A 16,051-nucleotide genomic window follows, 5' to 3' on the forward strand; every position below is an offset into this window, starting at 1 on the left:
CCATGTCTACGCTGCACTGCGCTTGATAAAAATCAGATGGCGTTCCGCATCCAGTCCCGGCACCGCCAATGGCTGCACTTCCGTTACTTGCCAACCGGCTGGCAGACGGGCGATTTCTTCGTCCGGCTGTACGCCTTTGAGGGCGATGAATTGGCCATTATCCGTCAACAAATGCGCCGACCAGTTAATAAAATCCGCCAGTTCGGCAAATGCCCTGGAAGTGATCACATCAAATTTTTGCGCTACCTGCAACTGCTCTACTCTTGCGGTATGCACGGTGACGTTGCCAAGGCCGAGCTCGGCTTTGACTTGCGTCAGAAATGCCGTTTTCTTGTGCACCGTGTCGATCATCGACACCCGCATCGCCGGCTTCGCCTTGGCGGCCCAGATCGCCAGGATCACCCCTGGCAGGCCGCCGCCGGAGCCGACATCCAGCACATGTTCCGCCGCCGCAAAGGCCGGCACCACCGCCAGAGAGTCCAGCAAATGGTGCGTCATCATCTGCGCAGGTTCGCGGATCGAAGTCAGGTTATAGGTCCGGTTCCACTTCGCCAACAATGCCAGATAAGCCAGCAATTGCTGCTGCTGTTGCTGATCCAATGCAATTCCCAATGCTTGCGCACCTTGCTGCAGGCTCGCTTCCAGCGCTTGCTGTGCCGCCGGCGCGGTCTGCGTTGAACTCATGGTGCCACTCCTTGTATATCCCGGCAATTACCTTGATGGTAGTTGATTATTAAGCAATTACGTAACTAAGCAATTAGCTAATCAGGCAGCCTGATCGTCAGCACCCAGACGCTTCATGCCACCCTTTTTCAGGTGTACCAGCAGCAGTGACAATGCCGCCGGCGTAACGCCGGAGATCCGCGAAGCCTGGCCAAAAGTTTCCGGCTTGTGCTGGTTCAGCTTTTGGCGTACCTCGATCGACAAGGCTTGTACGTCCATATAATCCAGATCGGCAGGCAGCTTCAGGTTTTCATTGTTCTCATGGCGCTCTACTTCCTTCGCCTGGCGGTCGATGTAACCGGCGTATTTAACCTGGATCTCGACTTGTTCCTTGACCGTGTCATCCTGCACACCGGGACCACCCAGATCCTGGCCATCGATACCCTTGAGCGTCATCAGTTGATCATAAGTAACGTTTGGCCGGCGCAACAGATCGACCAGGGAATATTCGCGCTCAATGGCCTTGCCGAGCAAACGCTCAGCTTCTGCTTCGGCCACGATACGGGGATTCACCCAGGTCGAACGCAGGCGCTCCATTTCCAGCGCCACCGCTTCACGCTTTTTCTCGAACTGCGCCCATTGCGCATCGCCGACACAACCCAACTGGCGGCCAATCTCGGTCAGGCGCAAGTCGGCGTTATCTTCACGCAGGCTGAGGCGATACTCGGCGCGGCTGGTGAACATGCGATAAGGCTCTTGGACGCCTTGGGTAATCAAGTCGTCGACCAATACGCCAAGGTAAGCTTCGTCGCGGCGTGGAGTCCAGGCATCGCGCTCCTGTGTTTGCAGTGCGGCATTCAATCCGGCCAGCATGCCTTGGGCAGCAGCCTCTTCATAACCTGTGGTGCCGTTGATCTGCCCGGCGAAATACAAGCCTTGAATCAATTTGGTTTCCAGCGAAGCCTTCAAACCACGTGGATCGAAATAGTCGTATTCGATAGCGTAGCCTGGACGCAGGATGTGAGCGTTCTCCAAGCCGCGCATCGAATGCACCAAGGCCAGCTGCACATCGAATGGCAAACTTGTCGAAATGCCATTTGGATAAAACTCGTTGGTGGTCAAGCCTTCCGGCTCCAGGAATATCTGGTGCGAATCCTTGCCGGCAAAGCGGTGGATCTTATCCTCGATTGACGGACAGTAGCGCGGCCCTACTCCTTCTATCACGCCCGTATACATCGGGCTGCGATCCAGGCCGGCACGAATGATGTCATGCGTTTGCTGGTTGGTATGGGTAATCCAGCATGGCAATTGCGCCGGATGCATCGCGGTATTGCCCATCACGGAAAATACCGGCACCGGATCGAGATCGCCCGGTTGTTCCTGCATTACAGAAAAATCGATAGTACGGCCGTCGATACGTGGCGGCGTGCCTGTCTTCAGGCGGCCTTGCGGCAACTTCAATTCTTTCAGACGCGCCGACAAGGAAATCGCCGGTGGGTCTCCGGCACGGCCAGCGGAATAGTTATTGAGACCAACGTGGATCTTCCCATCCAGGAAAGTACCAGCGGTCAACACCACTGCCCTGCTCCGGAACTGGATACCAACTTGCGTCACGGCGCCAACCACGCGATCGCCCTCTACCAGCAGATCATCCACGGCTTGCTGGAACAACCAAAGGTTTTCCTGGTTTTCCAGGCGTGAGCGAATCGCTTGCTTGTACAAGATGCGGTCGGCTTGCGCGCGGGTTGCGCGTACTGCCGGTCCTTTTGAGGAGTTCAGGATACGGAACTGGATACCGGCTTCATCGGTGGCAATTGCCATCGCACCACCCATGGCGTCGACCTCTTTTACCAGATGGCCCTTACCTATCCCACCAATTGAAGGATTGCACGACATCTGGCCCAAGGTCTCGATATTGTGGGTCAACAATAAAGTCTTTTGGCCCATGCGAGCGGATGCCAGTGCGGCTTCGGTGCCGGCATGACCGCCGCCAACGACGATTACGTCAAAATGTGTAGGAAAAAGCATAGTGCGCCTCTTGGAGACGATGAAAAACGGTGAGCAGAGGCGTGATTATAAAGCATGCAGCCCTCGCCTACACTCCGGATCACTATGCCGCTCAACAACACAACAGATGTTTCACGTGAAACATTGCAATATCGGATTTTTGAAAACGTGAGAACAAAACGGCGATTGTTTCACGTGAAACAATCGCCGCTCTCAAAACTGATTTACATATCTAGTATCTACTTAAGGAAGGCGTCGTAACCAGTTTTCAAAATCAATACCGATACCACCAGCAAAAATAGCTTCCGCACAAAACCGCTGCCATGCTTGAGTGCAAGCCTCGTACCGACCAATGACCCAGCGACATTACAGATAGCCATTATCAATCCAAGCTGCCAGATGATATGTCCGCTATATCCAAACCAAAGCAAGGCAGCCAAATTGGTCGCGACATTAATAACCTTGGATACGGCTGATGCAGCAAGGAAATCGAAACCAAAAAATCGCACAAACAGGAAAATCAGGAAGCTACCTGTACCAGGGCCAAAAACACCGTCATAAAATCCGATGCCGCCGCCGATCAATACCGCTAACAACTTCTCTTTCGACCCGGTATGAAGGGGAGCATGGATACTGCCGAAATCTTTCTTCTTCACCGTGTATATGGCGACAGCCAGCAAAATGAAAGGCAGAGATTTACGAATCGCCTCGGTCGGTATATGGGTGACCACATAAGCACCCAGGAACGAAAGCAAAAATGCCGCTCCAGCAGCCGGTAGTGCAGCGCTCCACGCCAGCTTGACCCGCTTGGCGAAATTGATCGCGGCAGCGCTAGTGCCGAATATCCCTGCCAGTTTATTGGTTCCGAAAATGGTGGCCGGCGCGGTATTGGGCAGCATCGAGAACAGGGCTGGAATCTGGATCAAGCCCCCTCCTCCAACCACGGCATCAATCAGACCTGCAACGAAACTGGCAATAGCCAAAATAAGAAAATCGGGAAATAACTCAGGCATGGTGTGGCAAACGAAGTTTGACGAATATTGAAGACATGCAATTTTACGTGCCTGAGGCTAAGTAGACATGCTGGATGGATATGTTATTTAGTCATAGCTATCCAAGTATTTCGATTGGCCAGAAAAACTTGAAAGGTTCGGATCGAAAAGTTTGGATAAGCAACATTGATATACCTGCCTATTATTTAAGCAGACAGAAACAAAAAAACCCGTACCAGCTAAGCTGCGTACGGGCCTTTAAAAACCGATCAGGATTACATCATCTACTCTCGGAAGATCGCTTATCAATCAAAGCAGAAATCTCCCCCACAATCCCGCGCCGGAACGCCAACACGCAAACGATGAAAATGAAGCCTGTAACGATAGTCACCGATTCGCCCAACCCGCTAAACCAGTCGATGTGGGTAACAGATGCCAGCCAGTTGCCTATATCACCAAGCTTGTTTTCCAGCATGATGATGATCACCGCACCGACAATCGGCCCGACGATAGTGCCCAAGCCACCTACCAGCGTCATCAATACCACCAGCCCGGACATGGTCCAGTGCACGTCGGTCAGCGTTTCAAAGCCCAGCACCAGCGTCTTGGTAGAACCGGCCAAACCGGACAACGCCGCCGACAGCACGAAGGCCAGCAGCTTGTAACGATTGACGTCGTAGCCCAGCGAGATGGCGCGCGGTTCATTTTCCTTGATGGCTTTCAATACCTGGCCGAACGGAGAATTCACGGTACGCACGATAAGCGCAAAGCCGGCCACGGCAATCGCCAGCACCACATAGTACAAACTCAAGTCATTGCCGAGATCGATAAAGCCGAGCAAATGCCCGCGCGGTACGCCTTGCAAACCATCCTCGCCACCGGTGAACGGCATTTGCAGACAAACGAAATACAGCATCTGCGCCAGCGCCAAGGTGATCATCGTGAAATAAATCCCCTGGCGACGGATCGCCAGGCTACCCATCACCAGGCCGATCAAGGCACCCGCGGCAGTTCCGGCAATCAGCCCGACTTCCGTTGGCAAGCCCACAGTCGTCAGCGTATAACCTGCAATGTAACCGGCGCCACCGAAAAACGCAGCATGTCCAAACGACAACAAACCGGTAAAGCCGATCAGCAGATTGAAAGCGCAGGCAAACAGCGCAAAGCAGATGACCTTCATCAGAAACACCGGATAAATGCCGAACGGTGCCGCCAGTAAGGCGACTAACAGCAAACCGTAGCCGATCTTCTTGGTATCCATACTCATACTCATCCTCATAGCTGCTCCGCTCATTTCTCTTTACCGAACAGGCCTGCGGGCCGGATCATCAGCACAATCGCCATCACGATAAACACCACCGTGGCCGACGCTTCCGGATAAAACACGCGGGTCAATCCTTCAATTACGCCTAACGCCAGGCCGGTAATGATCGATCCCATGATGGAACCCATGCCACCGATCACTACAACGGCGAATACGACGATAATCAGGTTCGAACCCATCAGTGGCGAGACCTGGATCACCGGCGCCGCCAGCACCCCGGCAAAGGCCGCCAAAGCGACGCCGAAGCCGTAGGTCAAGGTCACCATCAGCGGCACGTTGACGCCGAACGCTTCAACCAGCTTCGGATTCTCGGTGCCGGCACGCAGATAAGCGCCGAGCTTGGTCTTTTCAATCACGAACCAGGTTGAGAAACACACCGCCAGTGACGCCACCACCACCCAGGCGCGATAGTTCGGCAGCACCATGAAGCCGAGATCGGTAGCGCCATTCAGCAGGTCCGGAACCGAAAACGGCTGGCCTGAGACGCCGTAGAAGGAGCGGAAGATACCCTCCACCATCAAGGTGATGCCGAAAGTCAGCAGCAAGCCGTACAGATGATCCAGCTTGTACAGCCAGCGCAGCATGGTCTTCTCTATGACGATGCCGAACAAGCCCACCAGCAGCGGCGCCAGGATCAGCATCACCCAGTAATTCAGATTGAAATAAGTCAGGCCGATCCAGGCCAGGAACGCGCCCATCATGTACAACGCACCGTGAGCGAAATTGATCACGTTGAGCAGGCCGAAGATCACGGCCAGGCCGAGCGACAGCATGGCGTAAAACGAACCGTTGACGAGCCCCAGCAACAACTGGCTCATCAAGGCTTGAAAGGGAATGCCGAATATTTCCATGGCAATGTCATCAAAAAAATCACTCGGGCGAGTGAAGAACTATCGAACAGCGCATCAAAAAAATATCAAACAGCGCACCGGCCTGCACATCTCATCAGAAATGTGCAGGCCGGCATCAGGTTGATGATGCGCCAGGCATATCTTCGGACCACGCATACGACCTTGGTCCTCGACCTTGGTTCTCGACCTCGGTCCTTGAGCTTGATTCTTAACCAAGGTCAAGTGCGGTTACTGCAGAGCTGCTATATCATTTCCACAATCCGCACTTGCTCTCGGCCTTGGTGGTGAAAGCTTGTTCGCCTGGGATGGTCTGGATCTTGGTCAGGTAATCCCAAGGATATTTGGAGTCAGCCGGCGCCTTGACCTGATACAGCGTCATGTCATGCACTACCCGGCCGTCCGGGCGCAGATAAGCGTTCTTGGCATACATGTCGTTGAACTTGGCGGTGCGCAGGTGCGCCATGACTTTCTCGCCGTCATCCGTGCCGATTGCCTTGACCGCTATCAGGTATTGCATCGCAGCGGAATAATCTGCAGCTTGCAAACTGGATGGCTCCTTTTTCATTTTTTCGAAATAACGCTTGGCCCATTTGCGCGACTCGTCGTTTTGATCCCAGTACCAGCTGTCGGTCAGGTACATGCCCTGAGTTTGTTTCAGCGTCAGCGAATGGATGTCGTTGATGAACACCAGCAAACCGGCCAGCTTGGCGTTCTTGGTAACACCGAATTCATTCGCAGCCTTGACCGCATTGATCAAGTCGCCGCCGGCATTCGCCAGGCCGATGATTTGCGCTTTGGACGATTGCGCCTGCAGCATGAATGAAGAGAAATCGGAAGCGTTGAGCGGATGCTTGACCGCGCCCAATACGGTGCCGCCGGCAGCTTTCACCACCGCGGTCGTATCTTTTTCCAGCGAGGCGCCAAACGCATAATCGGCAGTCAGGAAATACCAGGTCTTGCCACCATGATTAACCACGGCCGAGCCGGTGCCTTTGGCCAAGGCGTAGGTATCGTAAGCATAGTGCACGGTGTAAGGCGTGCATTCTTCATTAGTCAGGCGCGTGCTGCCGGCGCCGATTTCGAAGAATGGCTTTTTCTTTTCAGCAGCAATCTTTGCCATCGCCAGAGCCGTACCGGAGTTGGTGCCGCCGATCAGCACGTCCAGTCCCTGCTGGTCAAACCATTCGCGTGCCTTGCTCGATGCGATGTCGGCTTTGTTCTGATGATCGGCCGTCACCAGTTCGATTTTCTTACCGTTGATGCTGCCGCCCATATCGGCAATCGCCATCTTTATCGCCTCGGCGCCGCCAGGACCATCGATGTCGGAGTAGACGCTCGACATGTCGGTGATGAAGCCGATCTTGATAACGTCCCCGGAAATCTGCGCCGATGCCGGCGCCGCAAAACCGAGAGCGATGGTGCTACTCACCGCGACTGCCAAAGTCTTTAATTTGATATTCATTGTCTTCTCCATTTTTTAAACGACTCGTCATCTCGCAATCACCGAGACTCCATCTGCCCAAAAACTACACACCTAATAGTGCATTCAACACCGGCATCTTTTCTTCCAGCTGCGACGACGCAAACGACTCGACAATCTGGCCGTGCTCCATCACATAAAAACGATCTGCCAAAGGCGCTGCAAAACGGAAGTTCTGCTCAACCATCACGATCGTGTAACCCTTGGCTTTCAACGTGGTGATCATGCGTGCCAGCGTTTGCACAATCACCGGCGCCAGGCCCTCGGAAATTTCATCCAGCAACAACAAACGCGCGCCGGTGCGCAAGATGCGCGCAACTGCCAGCATCTGTTGTTCACCGCCGGACAGCCGCGTACCCTGGCTGTTCCTGCGTTCTTTCAGGTTGGGAAACATGTCATAGATTTCTTCGACAGACATGCCCTTTTCAGTGGTCGACAGCGACGGCGGCAACAACAGGTTTTCTTCCGTCGACAAGGAAGAAAATATGCCGCGCTCCTCAGGACAATAACCGACGCCATGATGCGCAATCTTGTGGGTCGGCAGGCCGATCGTCTCGACCCCGCCGATCCTGATCGAACCCTTGCGCGCACCGGTCAAGCCCATGATCGCGCGCATGGTAGTAGTGCGGCCGGCGCCGTTGCGGCCCAGCAGCGTCACCACTTCGCCCTTGTGCACACTGAGGTTCACATTGTGCAAAATGTGCGATTCGCCATACCAGGCTTGCAGATTTTCGATATCGAGCGCAGGCGTACCAAGCGTACCTTTTGCAGCCGCGCCGACAGATGGAGATTGTGGGGATTCAACTGCAGACATCAATGCGCTCCTGCCAGTACCTCGGTAGTGGTGCCCATATAGGCTTCCATTACCAACGGGTTCTTCGAGACTTCTTCATAGCGGCCTTCCGCCAGCATCGCACCGCGTTGCAGCACGCTGATCTTGTCGCAGATGCCTGACACCACATTCATGTTGTGCTCCACCATCAGGATGGTGCGGCCGGCAGATACCTTCTTGATCAGCGCCGTGACCCGATCGACATCTTCGTGTCCCATGCCTTGCGTGGGTTCATCCAGCAGCATCAGTTCCGGCTCCATGCCCAGGGTGGTGGCAATCTCCAACGCCCGCTTGCGGCCGTATGGCAGATCGACTGTCAGGGTATCGGCAAATTCGGTCAGGTCGACTTCTGCCAGCAATTCCATCGCGCGCTCGTTCAATTGCGCCAGCGAACTGCCGCTTTTCCAGAAATGGAAAGAAGTCCCCAGTGTGCGCTGCAATCCTATGCGGACGTTCTCCATCACGCTCAAATGCGGGAAAACAGCAGAAATCTGGAAGGAACGGATGATCCCCTGGCGGGCGATCTGGGCCGGCGCTTCGGTGGTGATGTCGCGGCCGTTGAACAGAATCTGGCCGGAAGTCGGCACCAGGAATTTAGTCAGCAGATTGAAGCAAGTCGTCTTCCCTGCCCCGTTGGGACCGATCAGTGCGTGGATATGGCCGCGCTCGACCTGCAAGTTAACGCCATTGACGGCCGTAAACCCCCTGAACTCCTTGGTCAGATTTTTTGTCTCCAAGATGATGTCGGTCATCTGGTCTCCTATTGATATTGCTTGTTCGGAACATTCCTGGTTCAAAGATGAAATGGCAATCATCTTATCAGCCTTATATTTTTTTATGGATACTACCGGTGCCACTCTACTGGAGCAATACGTAGAAATACTATACAAAAACTTTACAGAAATTAACTATGCCTGACAAAATAGTTTGCTAAATATTTATGTCAGGAAACCAAATTTTGTTTGATTCTTCCTCCTAGCGGCCTTCCTTTATGAATTTTGCTGCCATTTCCGCAATCATCAAGGTTGGCGAATTGGTATTGCCGGAAGTGATCGTCGGCATCACGGAGGCATCAACCACGCGCAATCCGGCCACGCCTTTGACCCGGAGCTGGCTATCCACCACCGCCATCGGATCGTCGCTGCGGCCCATCTTGCAAGTCCCTACCGGATGAAAAATCGTGGTGCCGACCTCGCCGGCGGCCTTGATCAATTCCTCTTCAGTCCGGTATTGCATGCCAGGCTTGAATTCTTCCGGCGCATATTTTTGCAGCGCCGGCGCTGCGATGATCTTGCGGGTCAGTTGCAGCGAAGCCGCCGCCACTTTGCGGTCTTCATCGGTATCCAGATAATTCAGCGTGATTTTTGGCGCACCCTCTGCCCTACCGGAGCCAATCCGCACATGGCCGCGCGAGGTCGGGCGTAAATTACAGACGCTGGCGGTAAAGGCTGGAAACGCGTGCAAAGGATCGCCGAATTTCTCCAGCGATAAAGGTTGCACGTGATATTCCAGATTTGCAGTCGCTTGCATCGCATCGGATTTGGCAAACGCCCCCAATTGCGAAGGCGCCATCGACATCGGTCCGCTCTGCCTCAGCAAATATTCCATGCCGATTTTCGCTTTGCCAAACCAGCTGTTACTCATCGTATTCAGGGTCTTGACGCCGCTAATCTTGAACGCCATCCTGATCTGCAGATGATCTTGCAGATTCTCGCCCACGCCTGGCGTATCCTGCATGACCGGAATTTGATGTTGCTGCAACAGCGCCGCCGGACCGATGCCTGACAATTGCAAAATTTGCGGAGACCCTACAGCGCCCGCGCTCAATAAAGTTTCGCGGCTGGCCTCGGCATGCCACTCCTTGCCGCCACCGGAAAACTCAACTCCTTTGCACACCAGCCCCTGCTCGCCACGCTCCAGCAACAGGCGCTTTACCTGGCAACCAGTCATGATCGTCAAGTTGCCGCGGCCGCTGGCTGAACGCAAAAACGCCTTGGCTGCATTCCAGCGAATGCCGCGTTTCTGGTTGACGTCAAAGTAGCCGGATCCTTCATTGTCGCCGCGATTAAAGTCGTCAACTTTGGGAATGCCGACTTCAGCCGCGGCATCCCGGAAAGCATCCAGGATTTTCCACGACAAACGCTGTTTTTCAACGCGCCACTCACCGCCCGCGCCGTGGAATTCGTTAGCGCCGCCGTAGTGATCCTCGCTCTTTTTAAACAGCGGCAGCACCTGCTCCCAGCGCCATGCCGGATCGCCGGTAAGCTGCGCCCATTGATCATAATCACGGGCCTGGCCGCGCATGTAAATCATGCCATTGATCGATGAGCTTCCACCCAATACCTTACCGCGCGGATAAATCAGGCTACGCCCATTCAAACCGACATCAGGTTCAGTACGGTACATCCAGTCGGTACGAGGATTATTGATGCAATACAGGTAGCCGACAGGAATGTGGATCCAGATGTAATCGTCTTTTGCGCCTGCTTCAATCAGCAATACCTTGACCGAACCATCCTGCGTCAAACGATTCGCCAACACACAGCCGGCGGTGCCCGCGCCAATCACGATGTAGTCGTACTTACCTGCTGTTTCCATGCGTCTCTTTCTATTTTTAATTATTTATACTATTTAATAAATGCTAACAATCAAATCACCTGATGAAAAATTAATCAAATGGATATTACCCAACTTCGCGCCTTCGTCACCGTCGCCAGGGAAGGAAACCTGACCCGCGCTGCCGAATTACTACATGTCACACAACCGGCTGTCAGCCTGCAAATCAAGTCATTGCAGAGCCGCTAGAATCTGCAATTATTTATACGCATTCCAAGTAGCATGACGTTGACCGACGATGACAGCAAGTTACTGCCATTTGCAGAACGTGCAATTGCTGCCGTGTCCGAGTTACGCCAACAAGCAGAAAGCCTGCATTCAAACAGCTCAGAAATCCTGAGCGGAAAACTCGCGATCGGTACAATTCTCGATCCTGAATTCATCCGGCTCGGTACCTTTCTCCAGCGTTTGGTAGAAAGTTATCCACAGCTTTCCACACAGTTGCAACACAGCATGTCTGACGATGTACTGCGGCAGATCAAATCAGGCCATCTCGATGTCGGTTACTACCTTGGTATACCAAACAAAACTTTCCATCGGCTCACACTGACACAATTTACTTACTGCGTGCTTGCACCATCAGGTTGGAAAAGCCGTGTTTCTGGAAAAGACTGGCCGGCTTTGGCTGAATTACCCTGGATTTGGACGCCGCCAGAGTCGGCCCATCATCGTTTACTCAGTAAAACCTTTGCTCAATACAAAGTTGCTTTGGTTGACCAGGAACCATCGATGCTGGATCTGGTGAAATCCGGAGTCGGTCTATCTTTAGTGCGTGAGTCAATTGCATTGCGTGAAGCACATGCTCATGGCCTCGTAATTTCAGATACGGTCAATTTATCCACCGAACTTTCGTTTATTACCCTGGATAAACGTAAAGACGAACCAGTCATAGCTGCGATATTTGCCATATTGAAGACGATTTGGCGTAATTAATGTCTTAAAAACATTTTTTTAGAGCAGAAATCCTCTTTTTTTGGAAAACCAGTTTCTTCAGCTTTGTATTTAAAGATTTATATATATAAATAGTAGTAGTAGTTAACCACGTGCTTTTCTGTGGATAACTATGAATTTGACTATTCATTCAAGCACTTACGACTTGGATAAAGGCTGAGTAAACCTTGTATCTGGAAAGAACATTTCTTGGATAAAAAATGAGGTGTGGATATCTAACGCGATTATTCACAATGGATTCCTGCAGTTATCCAAAGACTTATCCACAGTTGCTTTTCTGAATCTCCTTCTTTTCTACTTTCGCTGTAGATGTCTTTTGTAAATTTCATCAAAAGGAACTTGAACAAAAAACCAATTTTTTTTGAGAAGTTGGTTTTTTAACTTTTTTTTGTTAATTATTTTTTTAAAGCAACTTCAAAAGAAAAAGCTTTTCGGTTTTGTATTTAAAGATTTATATATATAAATAGTAGTAGTAGTTAACGCCCTGCTTTTCTGTGGATAACTATAAATTTGACCATTCATTCAAGCACTTACGACTTGGATAAAGGCTGAGTAATCGGTGTATCCCTGAAGAACAGTTCTTGGATAAAAAGAGGGTTGTGGAAAACTTTCTCAGATATCCACAATTGAAAAACACGATATCCACAGCTTTATCCACAAAATTGAAAAATTTGTCTGAATTTGCTTGTTTACCGCTGTTTTTAAGTCCGGCCAGGCAATTTTTAAGAAAAATTTTCTCCTGCCTAAATAATGAGCACCGCCAAAGAAAAGAAAAATCTGGACAAGCGAAACTCAAAGCCTTAATGTACGCATAGCGTATATAAGGGAGATGTGAATGAGCGATCAGCAGACTTTTCTCCGCGATGCCATGCGTCGCATGAACCTTACCAGGGACAATTTTTCCGACCGCATTGGTGTTCGCAGGCGTGCGCTGGATACTTGGCTGCTCCCGGAAACATCCGGCGAATTCCGCGTCATGCCTGACATTGTCAGCAAATTCGTCAACGAAATCATCGCTAGCGAACTGACGCAATCGCCCTTAACGCAAAGCGTATATATGGCGAAAGCAGGCGCACCACTACGCGAGCAGATTTCCCATAACGGCAAACCGCAACTCGTGTCGGTAGACCAGTTTTCGCGCGACTCGCTCGAACAGCTGTTCAGAGTAGCGGACATCATGCAGCCCATTGCAAGGCGCCAGAAGGTCTCGCGCATCCTCGAGGGTGCCGTACTAGCCAATTTATTCTTTGAAGCCAGCACGCGCACGCGCATCAGCTTTGGGGCGGCTTTTTGCCGGCTGGGTGGCTCGGTATGCGATACGACCGGCTTCACCTTCTCTTCCATGACCAAAGGCGAGTCGATTTATGACACCAGCCGTGTCATCAGCGGTTATGTCGACGCGCTGGTGGTCAGGCATCCGGAACAGGGAGCGGTCGACGAATTCGCCCGCGCTACGAATATCCCGGTAATCAACGGCGGTGATGGTCCCGGCGAACACCCGAGCCAGGCGATTCTCGACCTGTACACCATTCAGCGCGAATTCTCGCGGCTAGGGAAACTGATTGATGGCGCCCATATCGTCATGGCGGGCGATTTGAAGTACGGCCGCACAGTGCATTCGCTGATCAAGCTGCTGGCGCTCTATCGCGGCCTGAAATTCACTTTGATAGCACCGCCCACGCTGGAGATGCCCACCCATATCCTGGACCGCATTGCACGCGGCGGCCACGTGGTGGAACAATCGACTTCCCTGGCGCAAGGATTGAAAGGCGCGGATATCGTGTATGCCACACGGATCCAGAAGGAGCGTTTTGCCGATGAGGCGATAGAAGGCTATACCCCGGATTTCCAGATTAACCAGGCTTTGATCGACGCCAGTTGCAGCGCCGACACTATCGTCATGCATCCGCTGCCGCGCGACGGCCGGCCAGGCGCCAACGACCTGAGCACCGATCTCAACCACGATCCACGCCTGGCGATTTTCCGCCAGACAGACAATGGCATACCGGTAAGAATGGCGATCTTTGCCACTTTGCTAGGCGTGGAGAACCAGGTGCAGCATTCGATGCGCGATGTCAGCTGGCGTTCGCCGCACCATGTGGGGCCGGACGATGCAGTGTTTGATGGACTGGATTGAGATGTGCAGTTCATTGTAGGGAGGGCACCAGTGCCCACCCTACCCGGTCGCTCAAGGCGGGGAAATGCGCCTCCTAGTGCGCCTTCACCTTCTTTTGCGGCATAGTCTTGCCGGGCGGAGGTGCTACCGGTTTCTGCCTGGCTTCCGCCAGCAAGCCGGCGCAATCGCTTTGCTGATCCGGGCTGATATTGATCAAAGGCAGCACAGCAGTCACCGGCGCCAGCACGGCTAACGCAATCGCGCCGCCAGCCTTCAACGCCAGTACACCCTTGTCCACCCCCACGTCAGGATTCTTGAAGCTGCCCGTGACGTGTATCGGGGTTCTCAGCGTGAAAATCCGCAGTCCCTTGGATTTCGGATGAATGATCAGGGCCAGCGACTCCTGAGCCAGATTGATCTTGCCGTCGACGTTGATGATCGCATCGTCGGTATCCATCACGAAGGTGCGGGTGTCCATGACGCCATTGGTCACCGCAAAATCGCTGGCCAGGCAATTCAGCTTGACCTGCTTATCGCCGAACACTTTGGAAATCACTACATTGCCGATATTCAGGCCAGCCGCTTCCAGCACGAACTTGCTGATGGAACCTTGATTGACGAGTGTCTTCAGCTCGCCGTTCGCGCTGCCCAGCAAGCTGGCGACGGAATTGCCAACCGCCGATAACGAGGCATCGCCGTTTATTTCACCCAGGCTGGCCTGGGCCGATTCCAGTGTCGGAAATAGCTGCTTGATTTTCAGATGGCGCGCCGAAATCTTCATCTCGGCCTTGATCAATTTATTTCTGCCATCAAGTTTTATGTTGGAAATCAGATTGCCGCCCGCCACGCCGAAATTCAATGGCGTCAATGACAGCACGCTGTCTTTCAAATGCAGGTCCGCCACCAGATCCTGGATCGGCAGCTCTTTGTCGCGGATAATTTTACGGCCGGTGAATTTGACATCGGCATCGATGCTGCCCCAGCGCGTGGTGTCGAACTGCTCGACCGGCAACACCTTGTTGCCAGGCTGAGCCACACCGTCTCCGCGATTAGCCTTGCTGGCATTCGAGTCGGCACCGATCAACGGCGCCAGATCCTGCAGTCTGAGCTGATTGGACAGCAGCGTGCCTTTCAACAACAGCCGCGGTTTCTGGGCGATATATTCGAACGTGCCGGACAAATCGCTGGAGCCGACATGGCCGCTGAACTTATCGTAAGTCCAGTCGCCGCCGGCGCGATCGATCTTGCCGATCAGCCGTCCTTCGGTGGCAAATGGCGGCGTCGCCGGCAGTACGATGCCAGTCAACGGATACAGGTTCGACATGCTGGCGCCGGACAGTTTCAGCCGCAGGTCGAGCGCTGCCAGGTCACTCGGTTTGGTCAAGGTTCCCTGCACTTCAATCGCGGTCTTGCCGACATGGACGCTGGCTTGCAGCGGATACGGCTTGCTGGAATTTTGCAACGACAGCACTGCGCCGGCTTTACCCTCACCGCTGACCGCGGCCTTGTTAAACGTACCGCCGACTTTCCAGCCGATGCCATAACCTTCCGCGCTTGTCACAGGCAGGCTATCGATATCGGCCTGGATGTCGATCTTGCTGACCGGATCCAGCAATCTCACCGTGCCCTTGGCCAGCACCAGTTTTTGCAGTTCAAGCTGCCAGGCAGACGGCCCGCTCGATTTGAACGTCCAGTTATTGGCGCCATCCGGCTTGCGTTCCAATGCGATGTTCGGTGCGTTCAGCTCCAGCGATGGCAACACGATATTGTGGGCCAGCAACGGCAATGGGCTCAATGAAAATGTCAGCTGGCCGATTTCTGCCATATGCGGGCCGGTCTTGGCCCAATCGGGATTGTCGAGCACGATATCTTTGGCGCTAAGGCGTGGCCAGGGCACCCACCGGCGCCAGCTTTCCTGACCGGTTTGCGATTTTTCCCAAGTCAATGACAGATCGCCGCGAATCGCAAAGTTGCGTCCGGTAGCCTCGCTGACACGCTCGTTGAGCCATGGCTTGGCGCGGTTCCAGTCGAACGTGAGCAGTAATGCCGTACACAGTGCAACCAAACCAATCAGCGCGGCGATCGACCATAACAACAGCCGCGCGGGTCGAAATATAGGGGTAGTCATAGATTTGTGATGGGCATCGTGATGGAAAGGTTCAATTTGACAAGTGTTACGGGCGTATTGTTTGCTGCTTTGGCAATACTAAGTCGATAAA

At 53.2% G+C, this 16,051-nt stretch carries 11 protein-coding genes and 1 pseudogene; 2 read left to right on the plus strand and 10 right to left on the minus strand.

All coding sequences use genetic code 11. The features are described 5' to 3' along the window. Positions 1-6 precede the first annotated feature (6 nt). The 9 genes from rsmG to KHU29_RS12355 all read right to left on the minus strand — a co-directional run bounded on the left by rsmG (position 7) and on the right by KHU29_RS12355 (position 10,747). Positions 7-684: a 16S rRNA (guanine(527)-N(7))-methyltransferase RsmG gene (gene rsmG / locus KHU29_RS12315; protein WP_211453097.1), complete on the minus strand. Its 678-nt coding sequence runs from the start codon at positions 682-684 to the stop codon at positions 7-9. Positions 685-765: 81 nt separating this feature from the next. Beyond that, positions 766-2,691 (minus strand): tRNA uridine-5-carboxymethylaminomethyl(34) synthesis enzyme MnmG, encoded by a 1,926-nt coding sequence (gene mnmG, locus KHU29_RS12320; RefSeq protein WP_211453098.1) that lies wholly within the window; start codon positions 2,689-2,691, stop codon positions 766-768. A 218-nt stretch (positions 2,692-2,909) separates the two neighbouring features. Continuing rightward, complete coding sequence (locus KHU29_RS12325) at positions 2,910-3,683, minus strand: sulfite exporter TauE/SafE family protein (protein WP_211453099.1); 774 nt, start codon at positions 3,681-3,683, stop codon at positions 2,910-2,912. A 259-nt stretch (positions 3,684-3,942) separates the two neighbouring features. Continuing rightward, a complete protein-coding gene (locus KHU29_RS12330; protein ID WP_211453100.1) occupies positions 3,943-4,956 on the minus strand; it encodes a branched-chain amino acid ABC transporter permease in 1,014 nt (337 codons plus the stop codon). Beyond that, on the minus strand, positions 4,953-5,837 hold the full coding sequence (locus tag KHU29_RS12335) for a branched-chain amino acid ABC transporter permease (protein ID WP_211453101.1): 885 nt from the start codon (positions 5,835-5,837) through the stop codon (positions 4,953-4,955). Before KHU29_RS12335 ends, KHU29_RS12330 begins: the two co-directional genes overlap by 4 nt. 247 nt (positions 5,838-6,084) lie before the next feature. Beyond that, positions 6,085-7,293 carry an ABC transporter substrate-binding protein gene (locus tag KHU29_RS12340; protein ID WP_211453145.1) on the minus strand — a complete coding sequence of 403 codons (1,209 nt, stop codon included), beginning with the start codon at positions 7,291-7,293 and terminating at the stop codon, positions 6,085-6,087. A gap of 70 nt (positions 7,294-7,363) precedes the next feature. Continuing rightward, entirely contained in the window at positions 7,364-8,131 is a 768-nt protein-coding gene (locus KHU29_RS12345) for an ABC transporter ATP-binding protein (protein ID WP_246541901.1), read from the minus strand. After that, positions 8,131-8,901 carry an ABC transporter ATP-binding protein gene (locus tag KHU29_RS12350; protein ID WP_211453102.1) on the minus strand — a complete coding sequence of 257 codons (771 nt, stop codon included), beginning with the start codon at positions 8,899-8,901 and terminating at the stop codon, positions 8,131-8,133. The genes KHU29_RS12345 and KHU29_RS12350 overlap by 1 nt, the downstream gene beginning before the upstream one ends. Before the next feature lie 223 nt (positions 8,902-9,124). After that, complete coding sequence (locus tag KHU29_RS12355; RefSeq protein WP_211453103.1) at positions 9,125-10,747, minus strand: GMC family oxidoreductase; 1,623 nt, start codon at positions 10,745-10,747, stop codon at positions 9,125-9,127. A 78-nt stretch (positions 10,748-10,825) separates the two neighbouring features. On the opposite strand from KHU29_RS12355, the pseudogene KHU29_RS12360 reads away from it, so the two are divergent. Both KHU29_RS12360 and KHU29_RS12365 read left to right on the plus strand, forming a co-directional pair. Continuing rightward, a pseudogene (locus tag KHU29_RS12360) lies at positions 10,826-11,698 on the plus strand (LysR family transcriptional regulator). Positions 11,699-12,551: 853 nt separating this feature from the next. Beyond that, entirely contained in the window at positions 12,552-13,853 is a 1,302-nt protein-coding gene (locus KHU29_RS12365) for an aspartate carbamoyltransferase (RefSeq protein WP_211453104.1), read from the plus strand. A gap of 73 nt (positions 13,854-13,926) precedes the next feature. Here KHU29_RS12365 and KHU29_RS12370 read toward each other — a convergent pair whose 3' ends face one another. After that, on the minus strand, positions 13,927-15,960 hold the full coding sequence (locus KHU29_RS12370; RefSeq protein ID WP_211453105.1) for an AsmA family protein: 2,034 nt from the start codon (positions 15,958-15,960) through the stop codon (positions 13,927-13,929). Positions 15,961-16,051: the final 91 nt, after the last annotated feature.

It is taken from the genome of Collimonas antrihumi, assembly GCF_018304965.1.
Taxonomy (GTDB): domain Bacteria; phylum Pseudomonadota; class Gammaproteobacteria; order Burkholderiales; family Burkholderiaceae_D; genus Collimonas; species Collimonas antrihumi.

Coding starts and splice junctions, on each gene's coding strand:
- rsmG (WP_211453097.1), bottom strand. CDS start 684: ATGAGTTCAACGCAGACCGCGCCGGCGGCACAGCAAGCGCTGGAAGCG.
- mnmG (WP_211453098.1), bottom strand. CDS start 2,691: ATGCTTTTTCCTACACATTTTGACGTAATCGTCGTTGGCGGCGGTCAT.
- KHU29_RS12325 (WP_211453099.1), bottom strand. CDS start 3,683: ATGCCTGAGTTATTTCCCGATTTTCTTATTTTGGCTATTGCCAGTTTC.
- KHU29_RS12330 (WP_211453100.1), bottom strand. CDS start 4,956: ATGAGCGGAGCAGCTATGAGGATGAGTATGAGTATGGATACCAAGAAG.
- KHU29_RS12335 (WP_211453101.1), bottom strand. CDS start 5,837: ATGGAAATATTCGGCATTCCCTTTCAAGCCTTGATGAGCCAGTTGTTG.
- KHU29_RS12345 (WP_246541901.1), bottom strand. CDS start 8,131: ATGTCTGCAGTTGAATCCCCACAATCTCCATCTGTCGGCGCGGCTGCA.
- KHU29_RS12350 (WP_211453102.1), bottom strand. CDS start 8,901: ATGACCGACATCATCTTGGAGACAAAAAATCTGACCAAGGAGTTCAGG.
- KHU29_RS12355 (WP_211453103.1), bottom strand. CDS start 10,747: ATGGAAACAGCAGGTAAGTACGACTACATCGTGATTGGCGCGGGCACC.
- KHU29_RS12365 (WP_211453104.1), top strand. CDS start 12,552: ATGAGCGATCAGCAGACTTTTCTCCGCGATGCCATGCGTCGCATGAAC.
- KHU29_RS12370 (WP_211453105.1), bottom strand. CDS start 15,960: ATGACTACCCCTATATTTCGACCCGCGCGGCTGTTGTTATGGTCGATC.